Annotated in this window: 21 protein-coding genes; 11 read left to right on the forward strand and 10 right to left on the reverse strand. The window is 64.2% G+C overall.

Going from position 1 to position 25,339, the window contains the following annotated elements:
• Positions 1-181: 181 nt before the first annotated feature.
• Together CVM73_RS34550 and CVM73_RS34555 are read right to left on the reverse strand one after the other, a co-directional pair.
• Positions 182-1,918 carry a putative bifunctional diguanylate cyclase/phosphodiesterase gene (locus CVM73_RS34550; RefSeq protein WP_167407228.1) on the reverse strand — a complete coding sequence of 579 codons (1,737 nt, stop codon included), beginning with the start codon at positions 1,916-1,918 and terminating at the stop codon, positions 182-184.
• A 447-nt stretch (positions 1,919-2,365) separates the two neighbouring features.
• Positions 2,366-3,331, reverse strand: coding sequence for a sensor histidine kinase (locus CVM73_RS34555; RefSeq protein WP_100236241.1), 966 nt, complete (start codon positions 3,329-3,331; stop codon positions 2,366-2,368).
• A gap of 179 nt (positions 3,332-3,510) precedes the next feature.
• Here CVM73_RS34555 and CVM73_RS34560 point away from each other — a divergent pair, with 179 nt between their 5' ends.
• Positions 3,511-4,350 carry an SDR family NAD(P)-dependent oxidoreductase gene (locus CVM73_RS34560; protein ID WP_100236242.1) on the forward strand — a complete coding sequence of 280 codons (840 nt, stop codon included), beginning with the start codon at positions 3,511-3,513 and terminating at the stop codon, positions 4,348-4,350.
• Positions 4,351-4,549: 199 nt separating this feature from the next.
• Here the strand turns inward: CVM73_RS34560 and CVM73_RS34565 are convergent, their stop codons facing one another.
• Together CVM73_RS34565 and CVM73_RS34570 are read right to left on the reverse strand one after the other, a co-directional pair.
• The gene (locus CVM73_RS34565; protein WP_167407229.1) at positions 4,550-5,926 is read right to left on the reverse strand and encodes a cytochrome P450; all 1,377 of its coding nucleotides are present in this window, start codon (positions 5,924-5,926) and stop codon (positions 4,550-4,552) included.
• A 345-nt stretch (positions 5,927-6,271) separates the two neighbouring features.
• Positions 6,272-7,507 (reverse strand): LLM class flavin-dependent oxidoreductase, encoded by a 1,236-nt coding sequence (locus CVM73_RS34570; protein WP_100236243.1) that lies wholly within the window; start codon positions 7,505-7,507, stop codon positions 6,272-6,274.
• Between the two features lie 250 nt (positions 7,508-7,757).
• On the opposite strand from CVM73_RS34570, the gene CVM73_RS34575 reads away from it, so the two are divergent.
• The gene (locus tag CVM73_RS34575; RefSeq protein ID WP_100236244.1) at positions 7,758-9,170 is read left to right on the forward strand and encodes an MFS transporter; all 1,413 of its coding nucleotides are present in this window, start codon (positions 7,758-7,760) and stop codon (positions 9,168-9,170) included.
• Positions 9,171-9,311: 141 nt separating this feature from the next.
• On the forward strand, positions 9,312-10,487 hold the full coding sequence (locus CVM73_RS34580; protein ID WP_100236245.1) for an extracellular catalytic domain type 1 short-chain-length polyhydroxyalkanoate depolymerase: 1,176 nt from the start codon (positions 9,312-9,314) through the stop codon (positions 10,485-10,487).
• A gap of 208 nt (positions 10,488-10,695) precedes the next feature.
• On the opposite strand, the gene CVM73_RS34585 is transcribed toward CVM73_RS34580, so the two are convergent.
• Positions 10,696-11,001, reverse strand: coding sequence for a hypothetical protein (locus CVM73_RS34585; protein WP_100236246.1), 306 nt, complete (start codon positions 10,999-11,001; stop codon positions 10,696-10,698).
• A gap of 141 nt (positions 11,002-11,142) precedes the next feature.
• Here CVM73_RS34585 and CVM73_RS34590 point away from each other — a divergent pair, with 141 nt between their 5' ends.
• The gene (locus tag CVM73_RS34590) at positions 11,143-11,511 is read left to right on the forward strand and encodes a winged helix-turn-helix transcriptional regulator (protein WP_100236247.1); all 369 of its coding nucleotides are present in this window, start codon (positions 11,143-11,145) and stop codon (positions 11,509-11,511) included.
• A 7-nt stretch (positions 11,512-11,518) separates the two neighbouring features.
• Here the strand turns inward: CVM73_RS34590 and CVM73_RS34595 are convergent, their stop codons facing one another.
• Positions 11,519-12,187 carry an MBL fold metallo-hydrolase gene (locus tag CVM73_RS34595; RefSeq protein ID WP_100236248.1) on the reverse strand — a complete coding sequence of 223 codons (669 nt, stop codon included), beginning with the start codon at positions 12,185-12,187 and terminating at the stop codon, positions 11,519-11,521.
• Positions 12,188-12,360: 173 nt separating this feature from the next.
• Between CVM73_RS34595 and CVM73_RS34600 the strand changes: the two genes are divergently transcribed.
• On the forward strand, positions 12,361-13,959 hold the full coding sequence (locus CVM73_RS34600) for an alpha-amylase family glycosyl hydrolase (RefSeq protein ID WP_100236249.1): 1,599 nt from the start codon (positions 12,361-12,363) through the stop codon (positions 13,957-13,959).
• 101 nt (positions 13,960-14,060) lie between these two features.
• Positions 14,061-14,549 carry an MmcB family DNA repair protein gene (locus CVM73_RS34605; protein WP_100236250.1) on the forward strand — a complete coding sequence of 163 codons (489 nt, stop codon included), beginning with the start codon at positions 14,061-14,063 and terminating at the stop codon, positions 14,547-14,549.
• Between the two features lie 133 nt (positions 14,550-14,682).
• Here the strand turns inward: CVM73_RS34605 and CVM73_RS34610 are convergent, their stop codons facing one another.
• Together CVM73_RS34610 and CVM73_RS34615 are read right to left on the reverse strand one after the other, a co-directional pair.
• Positions 14,683-15,237 carry an ActR/PrrA/RegA family redox response regulator transcription factor gene (locus CVM73_RS34610; RefSeq protein ID WP_164934823.1) on the reverse strand — a complete coding sequence of 185 codons (555 nt, stop codon included), beginning with the start codon at positions 15,235-15,237 and terminating at the stop codon, positions 14,683-14,685.
• Between the two features lie 102 nt (positions 15,238-15,339).
• Positions 15,340-16,662 carry an ActS/PrrB/RegB family redox-sensitive histidine kinase gene (locus tag CVM73_RS34615; protein WP_100236251.1) on the reverse strand — a complete coding sequence of 441 codons (1,323 nt, stop codon included), beginning with the start codon at positions 16,660-16,662 and terminating at the stop codon, positions 15,340-15,342.
• 108 nt (positions 16,663-16,770) lie between these two features.
• On the opposite strand from CVM73_RS34615, the gene CVM73_RS34620 reads away from it, so the two are divergent.
• From CVM73_RS34620 to CVM73_RS34635, 4 genes are all read left to right on the forward strand, one after another.
• A complete protein-coding gene (locus CVM73_RS34620) occupies positions 16,771-17,574 on the forward strand; it encodes an ABC transporter ATP-binding protein (RefSeq protein ID WP_100236252.1) in 804 nt (267 codons plus the stop codon).
• Between the two features lie 112 nt (positions 17,575-17,686).
• Complete coding sequence (locus CVM73_RS34625) at positions 17,687-18,505, forward strand: ABC transporter permease (RefSeq protein WP_100236273.1); 819 nt, start codon at positions 17,687-17,689, stop codon at positions 18,503-18,505.
• 121 nt (positions 18,506-18,626) lie between these two features.
• Complete coding sequence (locus CVM73_RS34630; RefSeq protein WP_100236253.1) at positions 18,627-19,955, forward strand: polyhydroxyalkanoate depolymerase; 1,329 nt, start codon at positions 18,627-18,629, stop codon at positions 19,953-19,955.
• Between the two features lie 312 nt (positions 19,956-20,267).
• Positions 20,268-21,107 (forward strand): M48 family metallopeptidase, encoded by an 840-nt coding sequence (locus CVM73_RS34635; protein WP_100236254.1) that lies wholly within the window; start codon positions 20,268-20,270, stop codon positions 21,105-21,107.
• Between the two features lie 172 nt (positions 21,108-21,279).
• On the opposite strand, the gene CVM73_RS34640 is transcribed toward CVM73_RS34635, so the two are convergent.
• Both CVM73_RS34640 and CVM73_RS34645 read right to left on the reverse strand, forming a co-directional pair.
• Positions 21,280-21,933 (reverse strand): hypothetical protein, encoded by a 654-nt coding sequence (locus tag CVM73_RS34640; RefSeq protein ID WP_208639274.1) that lies wholly within the window; start codon positions 21,931-21,933, stop codon positions 21,280-21,282.
• Between the two features lie 482 nt (positions 21,934-22,415).
• Entirely contained in the window at positions 22,416-24,626 is a 2,211-nt protein-coding gene (locus tag CVM73_RS34645) for a transglycosylase domain-containing protein (protein ID WP_100236256.1), read from the reverse strand.
• A gap of 180 nt (positions 24,627-24,806) precedes the next feature.
• Between CVM73_RS34645 and CVM73_RS34650 the strand changes: the two genes are divergently transcribed.
• Complete coding sequence (locus CVM73_RS34650; RefSeq protein ID WP_100236257.1) at positions 24,807-25,232, forward strand: DUF1330 domain-containing protein; 426 nt, start codon at positions 24,807-24,809, stop codon at positions 25,230-25,232.
• Positions 25,233-25,339: the final 107 nt, after the last annotated feature.

Consider the following 25,339-nt stretch of genomic DNA (forward strand, 5'->3'; position numbering starts at 1 on the left):
TCGCTCGAGCGCCCCGCGGCAATCGCAGCCCAGAACGGCCTACAACTCTCTCGCAGAATTCCTTGGGACCGCGTCATCGCAACCTCCTTTGTCAAGGTGTTGCAACGACCGATTGAATTCGCCCTGGGTCGCCCGGTCAAGCCGGGCGACGACACCGAGATTGGAGCGGCGCTTGCGCCCCCTACCGTCGATACGCGCTCGCGCGCGAATAGCCCTGGCGGTTCTGCTGGTGGGGGCGGCTCGCCACGCTGACCCGCGCCTCGCTGGAGACCGGCGTTGCGAGCTTCAGCTCCTCCAGGAAGACCGGCCGCGAGAAGTAATAGCCCTGCGCGTAGCGGATCTTGGTCGCGGCCTGCAGATAAGCCAGCTCCTCGTAGGATTCGAGGCCTTCGGCAATCACGGTCATGCCAAGCGCCTCGCTCAAGGATTCGATCGCGCGCAAGATGCCCTGGCTGCGCGGGCGCTTATGGATGTCGGTGATGAAGGAGCGGTCGATCTTGATCTCGTCGGCGGTGATGTCGGCGAGCGCCGAGAGCGAGGAATAGCCGGTGCCGAAATCGTCGATGGAGATGCCGACACCGAGCTTGCGGAACATCGGCAGGATCTCGGCCTGGAAGTGATTCTTGGCGACGAAGGCGTCTTCCGTCACCTCGATCATGAAGCGATGGGGAAAGCCGGTGTCGTCCAGGGCCAGCGCAAAGCTGCGCATGAACTCGGGATTGCCGGCCTGCTTGGCGGCGACGTTGATGCTGATGGTCGCTTCCGCGCCGAACGTGTCGTTGATCAGGTCGATCGATTTGACGATCTCGGCGAGCACGAGATGGGTCAGCTCGTCGATCAGGCCGAGCTCGCCGGCGAGGTTGATGAACGAGCCCGGCGCCTGGATCACGCCTTCGTCGTCGCGCAGGCGTACCAACGCCTCGATGCCCTTCACGGCCTGTGTGCGGATGTCGACCTTGGACTGGAAGGCGCAGCAGAAGCGCTTCTCCAGGATGGCAAGCCGCAGCGACTGCTCGACCTTCATCCGCGCCTGCGCCTCGCGCTCCATGCTGGCATCGAAGAAGGCGGCCAGTCCCTTGCCGTTGTTCTTGATGCGGTACATCGCGATGTCGGCGTTCTGCCGCAGCGTCTCGAAGCTGCGTCCGTGGTCGGGATAGAGGCTGATGCCCACCGAGGTCGAGGCGAAGACTTCCGAATGGTCGATGAAGAACGGCGCGGTCAGCCGCTCCAGCGTCGATTGCATGAATTCGGCGACTTCCTCCTGGCTCTGGATCGGGGAGAGCAGCAGCAGGAATTCGTCGCCGGAGATGCGCGACAACATGTCGGAATCGCGCAAGTCGCGCCCGAGCCGCTTCGACAGCTCGACCAGCAGCGCATCGCCCACGGCGTGGCCGTAATAGTCGTTGATGTGCTTGAAATTGTCGACGTCGAGAAAGGCCAGCGCAAAGCGCTCACTGCTGCGATCGCGTGCGAGCAGGCTGTTGGCGCGATGCTCGATCACGCGCCGCGAGGGCAGCCCGGTCAGCTCGTCGAAATAGGCCGAGCGGAACAGCTGGTCCTCGAAATTCTTCTGCTCGGTGATGTCGGAGGACGCCGAGATCAGGAGCTCGCGCCCGGCGAGGCGAACGGGACGATGGGTCGTGAGCAGCACCTGGCGCGCGGCGCCGTCGTGCAGCGCTTCCTCGGTGACGACGGCCTGGCCGGCGCTCAGTGCCTTCCGGCAGGCTTCACGGCGCGGCGCCAGATCGGGCGAGGGACGGCTGCCGTCCATCCCGAGCTGGGCGGCGGCGGCATCGTTAACCAGCAGAAGCTCGCCATGCGCGTCCTGCACGGTGAGGCCGGCAGGCAGCATTCTAACGATTTCCTTGAGAAAACCGAGCTCGGCTTCAGTCGCGCCGAAATATTTATTGTCGTTCATAGAAGTCATGAATCTTGTTGTTTCAGCGCGCCTTTGCAATGGGCGCGATCTTGCGCGGTTCCCTCTTAGGTTTGGTTAAGGGGTACGGAGAAATACGGGGGTGTTTTGGAGAAAACCTGCGGCGATGCGGCGCGCGCTGGCGATCGTGATTAACAGAGGGTCAACGACGCATGCGAAAGCTCGCGTGACCTTCGCGCTTTGACTTGTGGCGGTCGCCTGAGCGAACGCCTCGTCCTTCGAGACGGCGCTTACGCGCCTCCTCAGGATGAGGCTGATCGACGTCAGTGCCCGTTGAAACCGCTGCCGCGCACTCCGTCCTCATCCTGAGGAGCCCGCCTAAAGCGGGCGTCTCGAAGGATGGCCGCAGAGAAAAGCTCTCAAATGCGATTCCCCCCGCAAGCGGGGGAGGGAGCACACCTCCCACACTGCGACATTTGAACCTAATCGCTAGCCGCTTCGCGGGATTCGGCATTGCATGATGCAATGCAGCCCGGTTTTCAGATACGAGATCTCGGTCCTGCCATCGAAGGCCGACAGCGCCGATTTCAGCAGCTTGGTGCCGAAGCCGGGCTCGGACACCTTGTCCACGCTCGGCCCCTCGGTTTCGTCCCAGGTGATGGTCAGGCGGTCGTCGTTGATGGTCCAGGATACCTGCAGCAGACCGCGTGGTGAGGAGAATGCGCCGTACTTGCCCGCATTGGTAGCGAGCTCGTGAAACATCAATGACAGCGTGACCGCGAGCTTCGGCGGCAGGAACAGCCGCTCACCATTGAGAGTGAAGCGGACATGGCCATAGGGCCCGAGCTCGGAGATCAGGAGGTCGCGGATATCGCAGCCCCCCTTGTCGATCCGCGAGATCAGATCGTCGGTCGCGGCCAGCGAGCGCAGCCGGGGATCAATCCGGGCCCAAACCTGCGGCTGTTCGTGGAGCACCTGGTGCAGCACGGCATGCACCGTCGACAGCTTGTTCTTCAGCCGGTGCTGGAGCTCGTCGACCAGCAGCTTGCGATAATCTTCTTCCTCGATCAGGCGTTTGGAGATCCGGCGCTGCTCCGCCAGCATGGTGCGATAGTGCTCGACACCCCAGATGGTGATCGCGCAGACGGCCCAGTAAAGCGCCAGCAGCGCAAATCGCGCGCGATCGGCAATGGCATCGCCGAAGTTCAGGACGACGCCGAGCACGCCGCCGACCAACGCCGTCACAATGCCGATCCGAAATCCTCCCAGGGCAGCGGCAAAGAACACGGCCGGGAAGTATGGCGTGAAGTAGATGTCGGGGCGAACCTGAGCGAGACCCCAGCGGACCAGGGTCGCGGCCAACAGGCAGATCACCGCAAACGAGATGCTCAGACCCAGCGAGGGCGGCGCCGCGCCCTGCCAGCCCTTGCGGAACTCGTCGATCAGCTTCCCCATGCGCAGCCCAGTTGCGATAGGCGTTCGACACTCGAGCGGCCCGCGAGGATGTTACGCATGCCGCCCGCACAAGCATAGCTTGCCTTGTCGGAAGCGGGCAGGGATAGTGGCCGCTCCGGCGCCGGCGGCGGCCGACATTCGCCATTTGGCATCAAATCGCTCGAAAACAGGAACATTCCATGGGCAGGCTGGACGGCAAGGTTGCGGTGATTACGGGGGCGACAAGCGGGATCGGATTGCGCACTGCGGAAGTCTTCGTTGCCGAAGGTGCCAAAATTGTGATCGCGGGTCGGCGCGTAGCGGAAGGCGAGGCGCTGGCGAAGCAGCTGGGAGAGGCTTGCATCTTCCGCCAGACCGACGTCACGGTCGAAGCACAGATGCAGGCGCTGATCGCGCTCGCGGTCGAGAAATTCGGCAGGATCGATTGCCTGTTCAACAATGCCGGCGGGCCGGCGCAGACCGGCGGCATCGAGGGCCTCGAGGTCGAGCGGTTCGATGCGGCCATGGCGACGCTGGTGCGCAGCGTCATGCTCGGCATGAAGCACGCCGCGCCCTACATGAAGAGCCAAGGGGCGGGCAGCATCATCAACAATGGCAGCATCGCCGGACGCCTCGCCGGCTTCTCGTCGTCGATGGTCTATAGTGCGGCCAAGGCGGCGGTGATTCATCTCACCAAATGCGTGGCGATGGAGCTCGGCGAATCCAACGTCCGCGTCAACGCGATCTCGCCCGGCGCGATCGCAACCGGCATCTTCGGCAAGGCGTTGGGGCTCTCGACCGATGCAGCGGAGAAGACGCCGGCTGTGATGCGCGAGGTCTACAAGACCGCGCAGCCGATCCCGCGCGCCGGCCTTCCCGATGACATCGCCCATGCCGCGGTGTTCCTGGCCAGCGACGAATCCAGCTTCATCAACGGCCACGACCTCGTCGTCGACGGCGCCATGACCGGCGGCCGCAACTGGAGCCAGCAGCAGCAGGGCTATGTGGCCTTGCGCAAGGCGTTCGATCAGGGGGCGTAGCGGGCGCTCTCGGGCCCGGACGCCAACCTAATGGTTGCTACGAGAGCGGCGATCTTGTGAGGTCTCGTGCCCCGGACGCAGTGCAGCGCTTCTTCAGCGGTGCGCTGCAGAGCCGGGGCCCATCTCTCCGAGCGTAACGTGCTTCAAGATTCTGGGTCCCGGCTCGCGCTTTGCGCGTCCGGGACACGAGAGTTGAGCGCTAAACCGCCTTCACCCGCACCCGCAACCCGTCCCGCGGCTTCGGGATCGGCCACATCTGCCAGTCCGGCTTGTAGCCGGGCGCCAGCGACACCTCGATGTTCTCCAGGAAATGCCGCGCGAAGCATTTCGCCTGCATATAGGCGAAGTGCAGCCCGAGGCACATATGCGCGCCGCCACCGAACGGCACGAAGGCGAAGCGGTGGCGGCCACGCTGCGCGTCCTCGGTGAAGCGCAGCGGATCGAAGCGCCCCGGCTCCGGCCAGATCTCCTTCATGTGGTGCGTATAGAGCGGATTGATGCCGACGGCTGTGCCGGCGGGGATCGCAAAACCCTTGAAGCTGAAATCGCGCATCGCGCGGCGCGGCATCGACGGCACCGGCGGTTTGATCCGCAGCGCTTCCTTGAAGGCCATCTCGGTCAGCGGCATTTTCTCGAGATCGTCGAAGCTGCTCGGTGCCCCCGGGGCAAGTCCGAGCGCGAGCACCTCCGCGCGCAGCCTGTCCTGCCAGTCCGGATTGGCGGCGAGCTCGCCGATGAAGGAGGTCAGCGATGAGGTCAGCGTGTCGTGCGCCGCCATCATCAGGAAGCTCATATGGTCGATGATGTCCTGCTCCGAGAGCAGCGCGCCGTCCTCATGGGTGGCGCGGCAGAGCTGCGAGAACAGATCGTCACCGCCATGATTGCCGCGGCGAAGCGGAATCTGCTCGCGGAAATAGGCGACGATGCGCTTGCGTCCCTTCACCCCTCGCGCCATCTGGGTGCCGGGCAGGGGGCGGCGGACCGGCGAGACGGAGGCGGCGACCATGTCGACGAAGGCGCGGTTGATCTCGTCGACCTCCGGCCCGATATCGGCGCCGAGGAACGAGGCTGCAGCGAGATCGAGCGTGAGTTGCTTCATTGCCGGATAGAGCAGCATCTCGCCCGGCTTTGCCTTCCATTGCGCGACGCGGGCGGAAATGCCGCGGTCGAGATCGCTGAGATAGGATTTCATCGGCCCGGACTTGAACGCGACCGACAGCGCCTTGCGATGCAGCCGGTGCTCGTCGAAATCGAGCAGCATGAGCCCACGCGGAAACAGCAGGCCGAGCACCTTGTTCCAGCCATGCGTCGAAGAGAACAGTTTCTGCTGGTCGAACAGCACGAGCTCGTTGGCCTCGGGCCCGAGCAGCACGACATTGGTCTCGCCGAAAAAGTGCGTACGGTAGACCAGGCCGTATTTGGCGCCGTTCGCTTCGATATGGCCCTTGGGATCGGCGAGCACCTGAAAGGTCTTGCCGATGATCGGCCAGCCTTCGTCGCCGGGGATGTGGGTCAGCTCATTGCGTCTCGGCGGGGTAAACTGAAGCGCAGGGGCGGCCACATTCTGCATCGACATCAGGATTGCTCCGGTTGGCTGGCCCGGCCAACATAGCACATCCGAGCGCGATGACGTGGCGGTCATCTTGCGCACAAAATCGTCACACACACGTCGTTGTCGTTCGGCGAAAGCCGGGACAATCGTATTTGAGAGCGGTTTTCCTGCGGCCGATCCTTCGAGACGCCCGCCTTCGGCGGGCCCTCAGGATGAGGACGGAGCGCGCGGCAGCAGTTTCATCGGATGCCGATGCCGCTTAGCCTCATCCTGAGGAGACCGCTGGAAGCGGTCGTCTCGAAGGACGAGGCGCTCGCTCAGGCGTCGCCAAGTCATATGCGACAGCCCTGCGGGATTGCAGATGCGCAACTACCGCTTCGCCGCTTCCTTCTGCAGATCCGGCGCGTTGACGGCGGGAATGGCGACGCGGCCGGGGCCGGTCACCTTCAGCGCCTCGGCGGCCTTTTCGTTCTCCATGATCTTGGCCATCACCGCCTGACCCGCACGCTCGAAGATCGCGCGGTTCTCGATCACGAATTTTTGCGACCTGCGCAGACCGTCGATATAGCCGTTGATCTCCGGCACGACGTAGCGCGCCACCATGTCCCAGCTGCGGCGGGTGTTTTCCGGATTGGCCCAGTCATGCACGAAGCCGATCACGGCGCCGACACCACCGGACACCTGCATCACGTTCTTGATCATCTTGACGAGATCGTCCGGCGTGCCGATCACGGATGCAGCGCCCTCGACGAAGGCGGTCTTGTCGACGGCTTCATCAGGTGAAGAGAATGCGGTGAGGCCAGGCCGCTGCAGCGTGCCGACATTATACTCGTTGTGCCAGCGCATCAGGCCCGCGCCGGCCTCGCGGCGGGCTTGTTCACGCGTTTCGGCGATGTGCCAGGTGAGGAGCACGCGCCAGTCGGCGCGGCTCACCGTGGTGCCATGCTTCCTGGCGGCATCCTCGGCGAACTGCCATTGCTGCTGCAGCGACATCAGTCCCTGCGTCGTCATCGAGCCCAGCGAGATGATGCCGATGCCGTATTTGCCGGCGAGCGTCATGCCGGAGGGCGAGATCTGCGAGGCCACCACGAATGGCATCTCCTCCTGCAAGGGCAGGATCTGCAGCGCGGCGTCGTTCATGGTGAACCAGTCGCTCTTGGCGGTGACGCGCTCGCCGTTGAAGAGGCGGCGGATGATGCCGATCGCCTCGTCCTGGCGGTCGCGCTGCGTCATCGGGTCGATGCCGAGCGTATGCGCATCGGAGGCGAGCGCGCCCGGTCCGGAGCCGAAGATGGCGCGCCCGCCGGTCATGTGGTCGAGCTGCACCATGCGCTGGGCGACGTTGAAGGGATGGTGATAGGGCAGCGACACCACGCCGGTGCCGAGCTTGATCCGCTTGGTGCGCTCGCCGGCGGCGGCCAGGAACATCTCGGGCGATGCGATCATCTCCCAGCCCGATGAATGATGCTCGCCGCACCAGAACTCGTCATAGCCGAGCGCATCCAGCTGCTCGACCAGGTCGAGATCGCGCCGGAACTGCAGCATCGGATGCTCCCCGATCGGGTGATGCGGGGCAAGGAAGGCTCCGAATTTCAGGCGCGCCATGGCGTTCTCTCCGGCTTCGATTTTCTGTTTGTTGAGGCGATCAGGCTACGTGCCTGATGGCACGAAGGCAATCGTACGATGTCCCGCATGGCGGAATGGAGGCATGCGTTGAGTCTTCTCCCTCCCCCCCAAGCGAGGAGAGGCGAAGCGCCGCCTCGGTGGAGAACCGCCGGAATCCTACCTGCGAGGTAATCGCCGCGCTGCATCCGATCTGAAACCATTTGGACTGCCAGGTCCGGAACAGCCGCCAATGCATCAGATCGTCACAAAGCAAGTCGATTCCTCGCGCCGCTGGTGGGTGCTCGCCATCGTCGTGGCCGCCCAGTTCATGTTCGGCGTCGATGCCTTCGTGGTCAATGTCGCGATTCCCACCATCGCGGTCGAGCTGAAAGCCTCGCCGGCCGAGATCGAATCCATCATCGCGATCTACCTGATCGCCTATGCCACGCTGGTCGTGACCGGCGGCCGACTCGGCGACATCCACGGCACCAAGAACATCTTCATCGCCGGCGTGCTCGGCTTCACCCTGACCTCGCTGTGGTGCGGTCTCGCACAATCCGGCGCCGAGCTGATCATCGCGCGGCTGGCGCAGGGCGCGACCGCGGCGCTGATGGTGCCGCAGGTGCTGGCGACGCTGCACCTGCTGTTCACCGACGGCCAGCGCAATCGCGCCTTCGCCATCTACGGCATCGTGCTCGGGCTTGCGGGCGCCGCGGGCTTCCTGCTTGGCGGCCTGCTGGTCACGCTAAATCTCGCCGGCACCGGCTGGCGCGCGGTGTTCTTCGTCAACGTGCCTTTCGGCCTCGCCATTGCCGCAGCCGCCTGGCGCATCATGCCGTCGGTGCCGCGCCGATCGGGTACAAGGCTCGACATCAAGGGCAGCGTGGTGCTGTTCGCGGGGCTGTTGTGCCTGATCGGCCCGCTGCTGTTCGGTCACGATGTCGGCTGGGCGCCGTGGCTGTGGGCGGTGATAGGAAGCGGCGCCGTGATTCTCGCCGCGTTCCTGAAGCTGGAGCACGCGGTCGCACGCGCCGGCGGCATGCCGCTGATCGATCTCATGCTGCTGGCGGACGCCGCCTTTCTGCGCGGCCTCGGCGCCGCATTCTTTTTCTTCTTCGCCAATCTCTCGTTCTATTTGGTGATGACGCTGTTCATGCAGCGCGGCCTGAACATCCCACCGCTCGCGGCCGGCATGGCCTTCATTCCGCTCGCGCTGGCCTTCGTCGTGGCCTCGCGCCACAGCGGCGTTCGGGCGCGCCATCGCGGCACCAAGGTTTTGCTCGAAGGCTGCGTGCTTCAGATCGCGGGCCTCGCCGCGCTCGCGCTCGTCGCGGGCTTTGTCGATGCGCCGTCGCCGCGCCTGCTTGCGCTGACCATGATCATCTTCGGCTATGGTCAAGGATTGGTGATGGCGCCGCTGTCGGGCGTGGTGCTCTCGACGGTGAAGCCGGTTGCCGCCGGCTCGGCCTCCGGTATCTACGGCACGACGGCGCAGATCGGAAATGCGGCCGGAGTGGCCGCAATCGGCGCGGTGTTCTTCGCGGTCGAAGCGGTGCAATCAGCGCGCGCAGGATTTTTCGTCTCGCTCGCACTGTTTGTGACGTTAATCATGGCCTGCATCGCATTTGTGACGTGGATGCGCCGCGCATCTGCATCAAGTTGAGGCATTGCGGTCAATACGTGCGGATTCCTGCTGAATTTCCAGTGATTTTCGCGAGATCGACAGCGCACGGTCTTTTTATTTTGCAATGCAGCAACTATCTGGTGGTGCTTAACGTTGAAAGTCGCCCACCAGGAAATTGCCGTGTCGTTAGCCAGAAATGTCGATCTGTTGAGACGTCTGCCCAGGCTGGACGGACTACGCTTTGCCGAGCTCGGCCGCAGCGCGGAATCATCCAGCCCGCTGCAAGAGGTCACGGGCTTCGGTGACAATCCGGGGGCCTTGCGCATGTTCGCGTTCGTGCCGGCGCAGCTGCAGAAGCCGCGCGCGCTCGTCGTCGTGCTGCATGGCTGCGGGCAGACGGCAGCCGCTTACGATCTCGGCGCGGGCTGGTCGACGCTCGCGAAGCATTACGGCTTCGCACTGTTGATGCCCGAGCAGCAGCGCATCAACAACGGCAACACCTGCTTCAACTGGTTCAATCCGGAGGACACCGCGCGGGACAGCGGCGAGCCGCGTTCGATCCGCGAGATGATCGCGCATATGGTCGAGGCGCACCGCATCGATTCCAGGCGCGTCTTCATCACCGGCCTGTCCGCCGGCGGCGGTATGACCTCGGTGATGCTTGCGACCTATCCGGAAGTCTTCGCGGCCGGCGCGGTCATCGCCGGCCTGCCCTACGGCATCGCCTCGAATCTGCGTGAGGCACTGGATGGCATGTTCCATTCCCCGGCGCGTCCCGCGCGCGAGCTCGGCGATCTCGTGCGCAGCGCCTCCGATCATCGTGGTCCGTGGCCGAAGATCTCGGTGTGGCACGGCAGCGCCGACCGCACCGTCAATCCCGGCAATGCCAACGAGATCGTCAAGCAGTGGCTCGATTTGCACGATCTGCCCGACGTGCCGATGGCGGAGACCAATGTCGACGGCTATCCGCGCCAGACGTGGTGGGGCAAGGACGGCGAGACGCTGGTCGAGTCCTACGCCATCACCAACATGGCGCACGGCACGCCGCTTGGCCTTGCCGACAACGACCAGCGCTACGGCGTCGAAGGCGCGTTCCTGATCGAGGCTGGCATCTCCTCGTCCTACCACATCGCAAAGTTCTTCGGCCTTACCGGCTGGATTCCGGATGCGGCGGCGAAGAAAGCGGAGGCCAAGCCTGCAACGAAGCCGGCGCTCTCGCCTGCGCCGCATCTCGCCCGCTCGATCCGCGCAGCAGTCGCCGAAGAGCTGGTCGAGCCGCAGCGCGAGAAGGCCCGCGGCTTCGATCTCGGTCAGATCATCACGCGCGCGCTGACCGCCGCGGGGTTGATGAAGTAGTTGGCACGCAGAATTATCTCCGATGTCGTCCCGGACAAGCGCGCCCCAAGCGCGCGCCGATCCGGGACCCATGCTCCCAGGATTGAGCGAGGCGCGAAAGCGCAACGCCTAGTCCCCGTAACCACATCTCCCTGTGGCTGTGGGTCCCGGATCTGCGCTGACGCTTGTCCGGGACGACAGTTGAGTTTGTGGCGACGTCGTCGCTTCATCACGACGCCGTCTGGTCGATCCATTCGATCGGCGTCACCGTCACCTCGCCGCCGGCAACCTTCCGCGTCGCCTCCTGATAGGCCCTGAAGAAGTCGCGCGATTGCAGAGCTTTCTGCGCGGCATCGTCGCTGGCGCTGGCAAGATGGAAGTAGCTGCCGTCGTCTCGAGCCTTCAGGACGCGATAACCGATCCGCCCTTTCAGCTCCGGATCGCCGTCGATCGCCTTGATGAAGCGGCCGATCTCCCGGTGCCAATCCTCCGTCGTGCCGTTCTTGAACTGGTATCTGATCATGAAGTGCTTCATGTGACGCTCCTTGCTTCGTCTTGTGCGTCATCATCTGCGGCTTGCGCGCGATCCCGCAAGTATGGACAAAATTGATAGTATGGACTTTTTCACCGCCGCTCCTATCCTCCTCGCTTGCTGGATGCTCGTGGAGGAGACGACATGGCAAAAGCAATTCCGGCGCGCGCCTGTCCGGTCGCGGCGTTTCAGAAGATGATCAGTGGCAAGTACAAGCTGCGTATCGTCTGGGATCTCAAGGACGGCCCGCGCCGCTACGGCGAGATCAGGAGCGGACTGCTGCGCGGCGCGGGCGGCAGTGCGGAAATCACCCCGCGTGTGCTCAGCCGCGAATTGAAGGCACTGACCGAAAGCGGCCTGATCGACCGCAAGGATTTTGGCGAGGTCCCGCCCAAGGTGGAGTATCGCCTGACGCGAAAAGGAAAGAGCTTCGTGCCCGTGGTTGCCGCCATCCGCGAATGGGGCGAGCGCAACCTGAATGAGGCGGCGGCCTTGGCCGACGCTGCCGAATAGTTACACTTTACATCTCGCCGGTGATGAACGGATTGGTCATCCGCTCCTGGCCGATGCTCGAGCCGGCGCCGTGGCCGCAGATGAAGCCGACGTCGTCGCCGAGCGGCAACAGCTTCGTCTTGATCGAGTTGATCAGCGCGGCGTGACTGCCGCCCGGGAGATCGGTGCGCCCGACCGAGCCTGCGAACAGGACGTCGCCAACATGGGCAAAACGCAAGTCCTTGTTGAAGAACACAACGCTGCCGGGTGAATGACCCGGGCAATGCAGGATATCGAACTGCAAGTCGCCGATCGACACGCTGTCGCCTTCATCGAGCCAGCGGTCAGGGGTGAAATCGCGTCCTCCGGTCATGCCGAAGCGCGCGCCGCTGGCGACGACATTGTCGAGCAGGAACTTGTCCGCGACATGCGGGCCCTCGATCGGCACCTTCAGCGCATCGCGCAGCTCGGCCGCGCCGCCGACATGATCGATATGGCCGTGGGTCAGCCAGATCTTCTCCACGGTGACGCCGGTTCTCTTGATCGCATCCAGAATCTTCGGCACGTCGCCGCCGGGATCGATCACCACGGCCTTCTTGGAAGGCTCGTCCCAGATGATGGTGCAGTTCTGCTCGAACAGCGTCACGGGAACGATGATCGCGCCCGCCTTGGCTTTGGTGTCGTTTTGCTCGCTCATGATCTCACAATGCCGATTTTTGCCAGGCCGCCAAGCAAAAGATTCGGGTCGACCAACGGGAACGAACCCGGGAACAACTGTCACACGACCGTCCCAATTGGCCTGCCAATTTGAACCGGGGCGTTGCCGTCGCGTTCTCCCGCGCGAGGCGCAGATTTTGGGTGGTTTTCGGCATGGCTCAAGGCAACGAGACTTGGTGGCGCGACGGCATCTTCTATCAGATCTATCCGCGCTCGTTTCAGGACAGCGATGGTGACGGCGTCGGCGACCTCGCCGGCATTTTACGACGGCTGCCTTATGTGAAATCGCTCGGCGTCGACGCGATCTGGCTGTCGCCGATCTTTCCTTCGCCGATGGCGGATTTCGGCTACGACATCTCGGACTATGTCGGCATCGAGCCGCTGTTCGGCACGATGGCGGATTTCGATGCGCTGCTCGCGGCCGCCCATGACAATGGCCTGAAGCTGATTCTCGACCTCGTGCCGAACCACACATCAAGCCAGCATCCCTGGTTCGTCGAGAGTCGGTCCTCGCGCGACACTCCCAGGCGCGACTGGTACATCTGGCGCGATCCGGCGGGCGATGGTGGCGTGCCGAATAACTGGCTGTCCGAGTTCGGCGGCAGCGCGTGGCAGTTCGACGAGACCACGGGCCAATATTACTACCACGCCTTCCTCGCCGAGCAGCCGGATCTCAACTGGCGCAATCCGGACGTCCGCGCCGCGATCTACGATGTGATGCGGTCCTGGCTGGACAAGGGCGTCGACGGCTTTCGCGTCGACGTGATTTGGCATCTGATCAAGGACGCCGAGTTCCGCGACAATCCGCCGAACCCGCATTATGTCGAGGGCCGGCCGCCGAACGAAAGGATCCTGACGCAATACTCGACCGACCAGCCCGAGGTGCATGACGTGATCGCCGAGATGAGGCGTGTCACCGATGCCTATGGTGCTCGCGTCTTGATCGGCGAGATCTATCTGCCGCTGCACCGTCTCATGGCCTATTACGGCAACGATCTCACCGGCGCGCAGATGCCGTTCAATTTCGCGCTGCTCTCGACCTTCTGGAGCGCGCGCTCGATCGAGAAGATCATCGAGGATTACGAGAAGTCGCTGCCGCGCGGTGCCTGGCCGAACTGGGTGCTTGGCAATCATGATCGCCCGCGCGTGGCGAGCCGCGTCGGTCCCGAGCAGGCCCGCGTCGCGGCCATGCTGCTGCTGACGCTGCGCGGCACGCCGACGCTTTATTACGGCGACGAGATCGGCATGCACCAACTCGCGATCGCGCCGGAGGACGTGCGCGATCCCTTCGAGAAGAACGTGCCCGGCATCGGTGTCGGCCGCGACGGCTGCCGCACGCCGATGCAATGGGATTCGTCGAACTTCGCCGGCTTTTCGGAAGTGAGGCCGTGGCTGCCGCTGCCGGAGGATCATATCCGGGAGAATGTCGCCAATCTCGAAGCCGATCCGCGCTCGATCCTCAATCTCTACAGGCGCCTGATCGCCTTGCGGAAGAGCTGTCCCCCGTTGATCGCGGGCGATTATCATCCGATCGCAGCGCAAGGCGATCTCCTGATCTATCGCCGCGAGACTGAGGGCAGGGCGGTGATCGTGGCGCTCAACCTCGGCCCCGACCCGATCGCGGTGACCACCAGCGCGATCCGTTTCGGCAGCGAGATATTGCTGTCGACCTTTCTGGATCGCGAGGGCGAGCGGCTGGAGGGTGTGCTGGATTTGCGTGGCAATGAGGGGGTGCTGGTGATGCCGCCTTAGCTGTCGTCCCCCGCGTTCGCGGGGACGACGGCGGAATATGGGCCGCAGTTCGCCTCCATTGAACGGTGTCCGCCCCTAGCGGAATCGGCTATCCTCCCCCCATGGACAACACCGCCCGCATCACCCTCGTGCCGCCGCCGGATCGCCGCCAGTCGGAGACGGCGCTCGCGGTCGCGCGCGGCACGGCGCGGCTCCTGCGCTCGCTCGGCTTCTCCTGCATCAGCGAATTGCCGCTGCCGTCGGGCCGGCGTGCCGATCTCGTGGCGCTGAACGAGCGCGGCGAGATCTGGATCGTCGAGATCAAGTCGTCGGTCGAGGATCTGCGCGCCGACCAGAAATGGCACGAATACCGCGCCCATTGCGACCGGCTGTTCTTCGCCTTCACGCAGGATCTGCCGTGCGAGATCTTTCCTGAAGACACCGGCCTGATCATCGCCGACGCCTATGGCGCGCACCTGCATTGCGAGGCGCCCGAGCACAAGCTCGCTGCCGCCACGCGCAAGCAGATGACGGTGCGTTTCGCGATGGCGGCGGCCTTGCGGATCAACCGCCTGGTCGATCCGCAGGGGCATGCGGATTTTTGGGAATAGGACGGTCTTGTGTCCCGGACGCGCCGCGCCGTAGGTCGGCAAAGCGAAAGCGTGCCCACAATTCAAGCCAATCAGGACTGAAGCAGAAATGGTGGGCACGGCGCTGCGCGCCTTTGCCCACCCTACGCAACCGTTACCGCGGCGCGCGCTTGGCCAGAATTCGTTGCAGCGTACGCCGGTGCATGTTGAGCCGGCGCGCCGTTTCCGAGACGTTGCGATTGCACATCTCGTAGATGCGCTGGATGTGCTCCCAGCGGACGCGGTCGGCAGACATCGGGTTGGTCGGCAGCTCGGATTTCTCCGCGCTGGTCGACAGCAGTGCCGCGACGACGTCGTCGGCGTCCGCGGGCTTGGAGAGATAGTCGATCGCGCCCATCTTCACCGCGGTGACGGCGGTGGCGATGTTGCCATAGCCGGTCAGCACGATCGCGCGCGCATCCGGGCGCTTCTTCTTCAGCGCCGAGACCACGTCGAGGCCGTTGCCGTCGCCGAGCCGCAAGTCCACCACCGCGAAGGCCGGCGCCGACTTGCCGATCTGCGCAAGTCCGTCCGAGACGGTGTCGCATGATGTCACGGCAAAGCCCCGCGTCTCCATGGCGCGCGACAGCCGCTCCAGAAACGGCTTGTCGTCTTCCACGATGAGAAGCGAGCGGTCGGTCTGTTCGTTCAGTTCGGCGATGGCGTTCAAGGTGTTGTCCTCTCTCCAGCGCATTGACATATGGCGTCGCAGTCGCGCGGTGCCAAGGCGGCAAATGGTCGGTCCGCCCCGTTGTGCGACGCAAGGTCGCGGCTATCCTATTGTTTCTTCGAGCGTCTCGATAGCCTCAAAACGCTGTCTCGGCCATGTGATCTGAACCACCGCACCGTGGTCCGGAAAGATCCGGTTGGTAAACGAGACCTTGGCGCCGGTGCGCTCCAGCAAGGTGCGCGCGATAAACACGCCGAGGCCCAGGCCACGCCGTTCGCCGCCGCCATCGTCCTGGGTTCGGCGCCGCGATAGATAAGGCTCGCCGATCCGGTTGAGAATATCGGGCGGAATGCCCGGTCCGTCGTCGGAGATCACGAGTTCGATATGGTCCTTGTTCCACCAGGCGTTCACCTCGACGGTGGTATGGGCGAAATCGACCGCGTTCTCGACGATGTTGCCGATGCCGTAAAGAATCGCCGGGTTGCGGGAGCCGACCGGCTCTGCCGCCGCGGCCACCGCGATCCGGACCTTGATCTCGACGCCGAAATCGCGGTGCGGCGCCACCACCTCCTCGATCAGTTCCGACAGCTTCATGCGGTCGAACGGTGCGCCGGTAGAGGAGAGCTGAGTGATCTTGCTCAAGATGTCGCGGCAGCGCTGGGTCTGCTCGCGCAAGGTCTTCAGGTCGGCGGCGATGCTCGGGTCCTTCACCGTCTTTTCCAGCTCGCGCGAGATCAGAAAGATCGTTGCGAGCGGCGTGCCGAGCTCATGCGCGGCCGCGGCAGCGAGGCCGTCGAGCTGGGTCAGATGCTGCTCGCGCGTCAGCACCAGTTCGGTCGCGGCCAGCGCGTCCGCGAGCTTGCGTGCCTCCTCGGTCACCTGGAAGGAGTAGAGGCTGGTGACGCCGATCGCGAGCGCGATCGAGAGCCAGACGCCGACGAGATAGATCGGCGGCAGCACCAAGGGATCGTCGAAATCCCACGGCAGCGGAAAATGGAAGAAGAACAGGACCGACGCGCAGGCGACCGCGAGCAGGCCGAGGCCGAAGGTGAAACGGGCCGGCAGCGCGGTGGCCGAGATCAGCACGGGCGCGAGGAACAGGAACGAGAACGGGTTCTGCAGTCCGCCGGTGAAGAACAACAGGCCTGCCAGCTCGACGATGTTCAGCGCGAGGAGGCCAGCCGCCTGCATCGGCTCCAGCCGCTGCATCGGATTGGCAGCGGTCTGGAGCGCCAGGTTGAGCGCTGCCGACAGGGCGATGATGCTGACGCAGGGGACGATCTCGACGTTGAACTCCAGCCCCTGCGCCACGATGAAGATCGCGGCGAGCTGACCGAGCACCGCGAGCCAGCGCAGCCGCAGGATCGTGTCCAGCCGGATATGCCGCTGCGCGTGGCGGAAGTCGGAATCGGCAATTTCGGTCATATCGGCCAATGTGGCGGTGCCTTTTCGATCACAAACGCTGGGCTCACGGAACCACCCGGGAATTACAAGCCTTGCGCTCTCGGCTGCAATAGCAGAAGAACGGCCAGCATGACCGAGAATGACAAGGCTTCAAGTCGGCCGACTGTCGCGGATCGAATTTCGTCCGCGGCAATCGCGGTCGATCACCTCGTCAAGGTCTACAAGCAGACCCGCGCCGTCGACGATATCTCGTTTTCGCTTCCGCGCGGCAGCATCACCGGGCTGCTCGGCGGCAACGGCGCCGGCAAGACCACGACCATCGCGATGATCATGGGCCTGGTGCTGCCGACCTCCGGCCGCGTCCAGGTGCTGGGGCATCGGATGCCCGAGGACAGCGCGTCCGTGCTGGGGCGGATGAATTTCGAGAGCCCCTATGTCGACATGCCGATGCGGCTCACGGTGCGGCAGAACCTCACCGTGTTCGGCAAGCTCTATGCGGTGAAGAATCTCGCTGACCGCATCGCCGAGCTCGCCGAGGATCTCGACCTCGGCGACTTCATCGACCGCGCCAACGGCAAGCTCTCCGCCGGGCAGAAGACCCGCGTTGCGCTGGCGAAAGCGCTGATCAACCGGCCCGAGCTGCTGCTCTTGGACGAGCCGACCGCCTCGCTCGATCCTGATACGGCCGACTGGGTGCGCGCGCATCTGGAGCGGTACCGCCGGGACAACAACGCCACCATCCTCCTGGCCTCGCACAACATGCTCGAGGTCGAGCGGCTCTGCGACCGCATCATCATCATGAAGCGCGGCCGCATCGAGGACGACGATACGCCGGAGGCGATCATGGCCCGCTACAACCGTACCACGCTGGAGGAAGTGTTTCTGGACGTCGCGCGTGGCCGGGTGAACGGCGCGAAGGAGGCGGCGCGATGAGGGCGAGCTGTAATCGTAGCTGCCGTAGCCCGGGTGAGCGCAGCGATACCCGGGAACGCTGCCGGCAAAGTCCCGGATGTCGCTGCGCTCATCCGGGCTGCGGGAGGGCGCGATGACCGAACTCTCCCTCCACCGCGGCATCTCCGTCCATCGCATCGGCGCGATGATCCTGCGCTATTGGTACCTGCTGATGTCGTCCTGGCCGCGGCTGCTCGAGCTGTTGTACTGGCCGGCACTGCAGGTCATCACCTGGGGCTTCCTCCAGCTCTACATCGCCGAGAACGCCAATTTCTTCGCGCGCGCCGGCGGCACGCTGATCGGCGCCGTCATCCTCTGGGACATCCTGTTCCGCGGCCAGCTCGGCTTCTCCATCTCGTTCCTGGAGGAGATGTGGGCGCGCAACATCGGCAACCTCATGATGAGTCCGCTGAAGCCGATCGAGTTTCTGCTGTCGCTGATGATCATGAGCCTGATCCGGCTTGCGATCGGGATCATCCCGATGACCCTGCTGGCGCTGGTCCTGTTTCACTTCAACGTCTATGCCCTCGGCCTGCCGCTGATCGCCTTCTTCTGCAACCTGATCTTCACGAGCTGGTCGGTCGGCATCTTCGTCTCGGGCCTGGTGCTGCGAAACGGCCTCGGCGCCGAGAGCATCGTCTGGACCTTGATGTTCGCAATCCTGCCGCTGGCCTGCGTCTATTATCCCGTCAGCGTGCTGCCTGCCTGGCTGCAACACGTCGCCTGGGCGTTGCCGCCGACCTACGCCTTCGAGGGAATGCGCGCGCTCCTGATCGAGCGCACCTTTAGGACCGATCTGATGCTGGAGGCGTTGGCCATCAACGCGGTGCTGCTGGTTGCATCTTTTGGGGCATTCCTTGCCCTATTGCGCAGCGCCAGAAAGCACGGCTCCCTGCTCTCGGGCGGCGAATAATGTCACTTTCCCGTGGATTCAGGCTGATTTAGCCGTTTCGGCTACGTAGATGTACGGAACCATGCATTGACGCAATATTGCGCATTCGGCAGTATGTTGCGATGCGAAGAGGAATATAACGATGCCCATTGGTGAGTTCGGCGGCGCGCCGCCCCTGGCGGCAGAAGGCAGTCCGGTCCTGACGACGCCGATGTACTGGATGTATGAGATGGCGCACGCCTCTCTCAATCCGGCCCGTGCGGTCACCGACGCGACAAAGCTGCTGTTTCAGAATCCGCTCAATCCCTGGACGCGCACCGAGGTCGGCAAGTCGGTCGCCGCAGCCTGCGAATTGTTCGAGCGCACCACGCGCCGCTACGGCAAGCCGGAATGGGGTCTCAACGACACCGAGGTCAACGGCATCCGCGTCCCCGTCGAAATCCGTTCGGTCTGGGAAAAGCCGTTCTGCAAGCTGCTCTACTTCGATCGCAAGTTCGCCCGCCCGCTGCGCAGCCCGCAGCCGCGCGTACTGATCGTGGCCCCGATGTCCGGCCATTATGCGACGCTTCTGCGCGGCACGGTCGAGGCCTTCCTGCCGGCGCATGAGGTTTACATCACCGATTGGGCCGATGCCCGCATGGTGCCCTTGAGCGAAGGCCGCTTCGATCTCGACGACTACATCGACTATGTCATCGAGATGCTGCATGTCCTCGGCGGCAACACCCATGTGATGGCGGTGTGCCAGCCATCCGTGCCCGTCGTCGCGGCCGTCTCGATCATGGAAGCGCAGCGCGATCCGTTCGTGCCGACCTCGATGACGCTGATGGGCGGTCCGATCGACACCCGCCGCAATCCGACCGCGGTGAACGACCTCGCCCAGCAGCGCGGCATCGACTGGTTCCGCAACCACGTCATCACCAAGGTGCCGTTCCCGCATCCGGGCATGATGCGCGACGTCTATCCCGGATTCCTGCAGCTCAACGGCTTCATCAGCATGAATCTCGACCGGCACATGGATGCCCACAAGCAGCTGTTCGCCAATCTGGTGAAGGGCGACGGCGACCTCGTCGACAAGCATCGCGACTTCTATGATGAATATCTCGCGGTGATGGATCTCTCCGCCGAGTATTACCTGCAGACCGTCGACACCGTATTCGTGAAGCACTCGCTGCCCAAGGGCGAGATGACCCATCGCGGAACCCGCGTCGATCCTTCCAAGGTCAAGCGCGTCGCGTTGATGACGGTCGAAGGCGAGAACGACGACATCTCCGGTCTCGGTCAGACCGAAGCGACGCACACATTGTGCAGCGCGATTCCTGATCATCGCCGCGTTCATTACGTCCAGAAGGGCGTCGGACATTACGGCGTGTTCAACGGATCGCGTTTTAAATCGGAGATCGTGCCGCGGATTCACGACTTCATGGTTTCGGCTGCGAATCCGAGCTCGTTACAGGCCCTCGCGGCCGAATAGAGCGTTTTCGAGCGAAGTGGTGGCCGGTTCGCGTCAAGAAAACGCGTCAGAATAACAATCGAGAGCCGTTCCGATTTCCATCGGAACGGCCCTCGTCGCGGATTTCGGCTTTCCCGTCGAAATTTCTGCCCCTGCCGGTGTCTCCGGTGGGGGCAAGTTCCCTCCAGATTCGCGGTATTTAGGTAGCTTTATAGGAGTGAGTCTTACCTCACCCCTTGGGGGGGGCGCATGCATCCGGCGGGGGCGAAAAAAGCCGGTTCCAACCCCAGTCTGTAGGGGCTCCCGGACGCCTGACCGCTGTATATTGGGCAAATGATTTGTTTTTGCGCCGAGCGCTTTCCCTGGCGGCGGTTATGGCAGAATCCGGGCGCTCTCCTGCCCCCCGGACTGACAGACATGGCCACTCGCGCACTCCTTTATCGTCGGCCCCACGAACCGAAGACCCTTGTCATCACCCACGGATCGCAATTTTTTGCCATCCGATTGCGCCGGCACCGCCACGCGCGCCGCTACACGCTCAGAATTCATCCGAGTGATCGCGAAGCCATCCTCACCATGCCCCCGCGCGGCACGCTCGCCGACGCCAAGGATTTCGCGCAGCGTCACGGTGCGTGGATCGCCGCACGTCTCGGCCGCTTGCCGAAGGCCGCACCCTTTCAGCCAGGCACGGTGATACCGCTGCGCGGCACGGCCCATCGCATCGTTCATCGCGCCGGCCAGCGCGGCACGGTGTGGACCGAGATGCGCGACAGCGGTGAGCGCATTCTCTGCGTCGCCGGCGGCCTCGAGCATGTCGATCGCCGCGTCAGCGACTTCCTCAAGCGCGAGGCGCGCCGCGACCTCCAGCGCTCGGCGGAAGCCTACGCCGCCGAACTCGGTGTCAGGGTCAAGCGACTCTCGATCCGCGACCAGTCCAGCCGCTGGGGCTCATGCACCTCGGCCGGCTCGCTGTCGTTCTCCTGGCGCCTGATCCTCGCGCCGCCCTTCGTGCTCGACTATCTCGCCGCCCACGAGGTCGCTCATCTCGTCGAGATGAACCACTCGGCGCGGTTCTGGCGCGTATGCGGCAAGATCTGCCCGTCGATGGAGCGCGCCAAGAAGTGGCTCGATACGTACGGCAACGATCTGCACCGGTATGGGGTCGAGGATTAGGGCGGTCCTGCGGATCGGTATCTCGCTGCCAACTCAGCAAACACTGTCATCGCCCGCGAAAGCGGGCGATCCAGTACGCCGCGGCAGTCGTTATGAATCTCGATGTCTCGGCGTACTGGATTCCCCGCTTTCGCGGGGAATGACGACGGAGCCGCGGGGCATGAAGCGCCACTCACGCACTGAAATCCGCACTCGTCCCCGCCTGCGCGCGCGATGCCAGATAGGCCGATTGCTGCTGCGCCGTGGCTTTTTGACCCTCGGCCAGCATCGCCTGGAAGGCCGCGTCGAGTTGCTCGCGGCTATAGGTCGTGGATCTGTTCTCACGCGGCGTCCATTGCGATTGCGTGATCGCGGTGGGTGCCTTTTCGACGGTGCCGCCAAGCCGCTCGGCGTATTGGTCAGCCCGCCACTGCGCCAGATCCGGTCCACTCAAACCGGGAGGATCCTTCAGCTTGCCGATCTTCCCGGCCGCTTGATTGGTCATCGCCGAGGACCCGGACTTGTACAGAGTGGCCACCACTTTGCCGTCGACTTTGACCTGAGCATAAAGGTTCTCCGGTGCGTTATCCGGGACGACCGATTGAGGTGCGCTCGTGTCGTGGGCGATCAGCCAATTTGTCGCCATCAGGTCGCGCAGGACGGGATCATCCGCCGCCGAGATCAGCTTGGCGCCTGACAGCGGCTTGACCTGCGAGACGTCAATCCGGAAGCCGTCGGTCTCAGCCTGGGTCGTATCCGGTACCATCGGCTGGAGACCTGATGTCGGAGCGGACGTTGATGCGGGCCGCAGATGAGGCAACGCCGCGCTGGATACACCTGAAATCATGGAACGCTCCTCAGCTACTCGCTCAACTTATGAGAGCAAATCACGGGCCGCTGACGGGAGCTTGAAGAGATTGGTGTTTTTTGCCTGCAGGGGAGTCGCCGGCCGCGGAGAATCTTGCCGCGCTAGGCAGGACTTGCCGAAGCGGTGGCGCAATGTACGGGTTGCCAGCCCGGCAAACACTGTCATCGCCCGCGCAGGCGGGCGATCCAGTACTCCGCGGCCGCAGTGATTGAGCCGAGAAGCTACGGCGTACTGGATTCCCCGCCTTCGCGGGGAATGACAGTGAAGAGCGAGGCAGCATTCTGCGCGCTTCGCGCGAGACTTGTCCTACCCCGCTACGATTGCGCCGGGCGCCTGACTAGCCCCGCCGTATCAAGCGCTTCGCAACATCCACCCAGCATCGCGCCGGACGTCGCGTTCTACTGTGCATGGGGTTGTTTTCGCAGTTTTTGTTTTGAGGTCACCGGGACCTCAGGCAAAACCTATCGATTGCCGCCAAACAGCCGGTCCATCAGCCAGCCGTCGAGCCCGGCCGCAGCTTCGGGGCGCACATTGGCGCGCGTGGGAGGCAGCGGGCGATAGCCGCCAGCGTTCGCGGGTGGCGGTGCCGCCGGCGTTGGCGGCGACACCTGCGAGGCCGCCTGCGCGAGATTCGACAGGCCCCAGCCGCCGGGCGAGCTCGGCAAGTTCGCGACCGGCACGCCTTCGTGGGCGGTGCGCATGAAGCGCGACCAGACTTCAACCGGCAGGCCGCCGCCGGTGGCCTTCTTGGTCGGCGAGTTGTCGTCGTTGCCGAGCCAGACGCCGGTGACGAGGCTGGCGGTGTAGCCGATGAACCAGGCGTCGCGGTAATCCTGGCTGGTGCCGGTCTTGCCGGCCGCCGGCCAGCCTGGGATCTCCGCCTTCTTGGCGGTGCCTGATATCAGCGTCTCCCGCATCATCGTGTTCATCATGCCGACATAGCGGGGGTCGATCACCTGATTGCGCTCTTCGGGCTGGCGCATGTAGAGCAGCTTGCCGCCGAGCGTCCTGATCCTCGTGACGACATGCGGCGCCACCGCGAAGCCGCCATTGGCGAAGGGTGCATAGGCGCCCACCAGCTCGACCACGGAGACTTCCGACGTGCCGAGCGCGATCGAGGCGTTGGGCTCGAGCTTGGAGGAGATGCCGAGCCGGTGCGCGGTGCGCGCCACGTTCTTCGGCCCGACCTCGAGGCCGAGGCGGATGGCGACGGTGTTGAGCGACATCGCCAGCGCCTGCGTCAGCGTCACGGCTCCGAAATATTCATGGGTGTAGTTCTCAGGTCTCCAGCCCTTGACCTCGATCGGCGCATCCTGGCGGACGGTATCGGGCGTCAGCCCCTGTTCGAGCGCGGTGAGGTACACGAACGGCTTGAACGAGGAGCCCGGCTGGCGCTTGGCGGTGACCGCGCGGTTGTACTGGCTCTCGGAATAGTTCCGCCCGCCGACCATGGCGCGCACCGCGCCGTCGGGCGTCATCGCCACCAGCGCGCCCTGGCTGACATTGAACTTCACGCTCTTGGCCGCGAGCTCGTCGATGATGGCGGCTTCCGCCACGCTCTGCAGCTTCGGATCGATCGTGGTCTCGACCTTGATGCTCTCGTCGATCTGGCCGACCAGGTCGTCCAGCACCTCGCCGATCCAATCCGCGACGTAGTTCACCGTGCCGGCGCCGACGGGCTTCACATTGTAGGAGGGATGGCCGATCGAGGCCTTGGCCTGCGCGTCAGTGATGAACTTTGCATCCGCCATCGCCGTCAGCACGATCTGCGCGCGCGCTTCGGCGCCTTCGGGGTTGCGGTTCGGCGCAAGGCGCGAGGGCGATTTGACGAGGCCGGCGAGCATCGCCGCCTCGGCGATGGTGACGCTCCTCGCCGACTTGCCGAAATATCTCTGCGCGGCAGCTTCGACGCCGTAGGCACCCGAGCCGAAATAGACGCGGTTCAGGTAGAGCTCCAGGATCTCGTCCTTGGAGTGCTTGCGCTCCAGCCAGATCGCGAGCTCGGCCTCCTGCAGCTTGCGCTGCATGGTACGCTCCTGGGTCAGGAACAGGTTTTTCGCGAGCTGCTGCGTCAGCGTCGAGCCGCCCTGCGAGACGCCGCGATGGAGCACGTTGGTGACCAGGGCGCGCAGGATGCCGACCGGGTCGATGCCGAAATGCGAGTAGAAGCGGCGGTCCTCGATGGCGATGAAGGCCTTGGGCAAGTACGGCGGCAAATCCTTCAGCGCGACATTGGCCCCGGCCATCTCGCCGCGCTGCGCCAGCATGCTGCCGTCGATGCCGACGATCTGGATCGTTGGCGGGCGCTTGGGAATTTCCAGCGACTGGATCGGCGGTAGATGAGCGCCGACATAGATCACGACGCCGATCACGGCGATGATGCCCCACAGGCTCAGCACCGCACCCCAATAGACCAGGCGGCCGAGGCTGAAGCCTCCGCGCGACTTCGCGCGCCGCTTGGCGCCGCTGCGGCCGCCTTGCGCCTTTCGTTCGCGCGGCGGCTCGTCGCCGGCGTCGTCGCTCTTGCGCTTGGCCGATGTCTTCGCAGACTTCTTCGGCTTGTCGTCGCCGCCGGGAATGCGGTCCGCCGGGGTGAGGCGCAGATCGGCGAGCGCCGCGGGCAAGCCGAACAGCGGCTCCTTCCGCGCACCTTTCTTCTTTCCCCACGCCATACGCAAACGCCCGGTCAGCCCGCCCCGCCGAGACGCTAGCGGTCGCTGTTTAAGGCCCGGTTACCCAGACCTTAACGCGCAATTAGGAGGTGCGGCATTCGCCGGCCGCAGTTCCGCTTCCGGGGCCGCAGGGCTAGGATCGCTGACATAAAACAGCAGGGAACTCAGGACGGGAGCACCATGGGCCACATCGATCCAACCAAGGAGATCTTCGCGCAATTCCGGGAGAACGATCGCCCGGGCCCGATCCACATGCTCAATCTGGTGCGCCTGCGGAAAGAGGCGGCCTATCCTGACGGCCGCAAGGCCAGCGGCGCGGAAGCCTATGCGGCCTATGGCCGTGAGAGCGGCCCGGTGTTCGAACGCCTCGGCGGCCGCATCGTCTGGCAGGGCAAGTTCGAGCTGATGCTGATCGGCCCGCAGGAGGAGCGCTGGGACCATTGCTTCATCGCCGAATATCCGACCGTTGCCGCCTTCGTCGAGATGATCCGCGACCCGGTCTATCGAGAAGCGGTGAAGCACCGCCAGGCCGCCGTGGAGGATTCGCGGCTGATCCGTCACGCGGTGTTGCCGGTTGGGAAGAATTTTGGGGAGATACCAGAGTAGGCGCCGCCCCGAGCGACAAGCTCTCCGGGTGACGGTGATGGATCGAGCCAAGCCAAAAAAATCGGCGGCCCGCAGGCCGCCGATCGTGTCGCGGAATTCAAGCAACT

It is taken from the genome of Bradyrhizobium forestalis (assembly GCF_002795245.1).
Taxonomy (GTDB): domain Bacteria; phylum Pseudomonadota; class Alphaproteobacteria; order Rhizobiales; family Xanthobacteraceae; genus Bradyrhizobium; species Bradyrhizobium forestalis.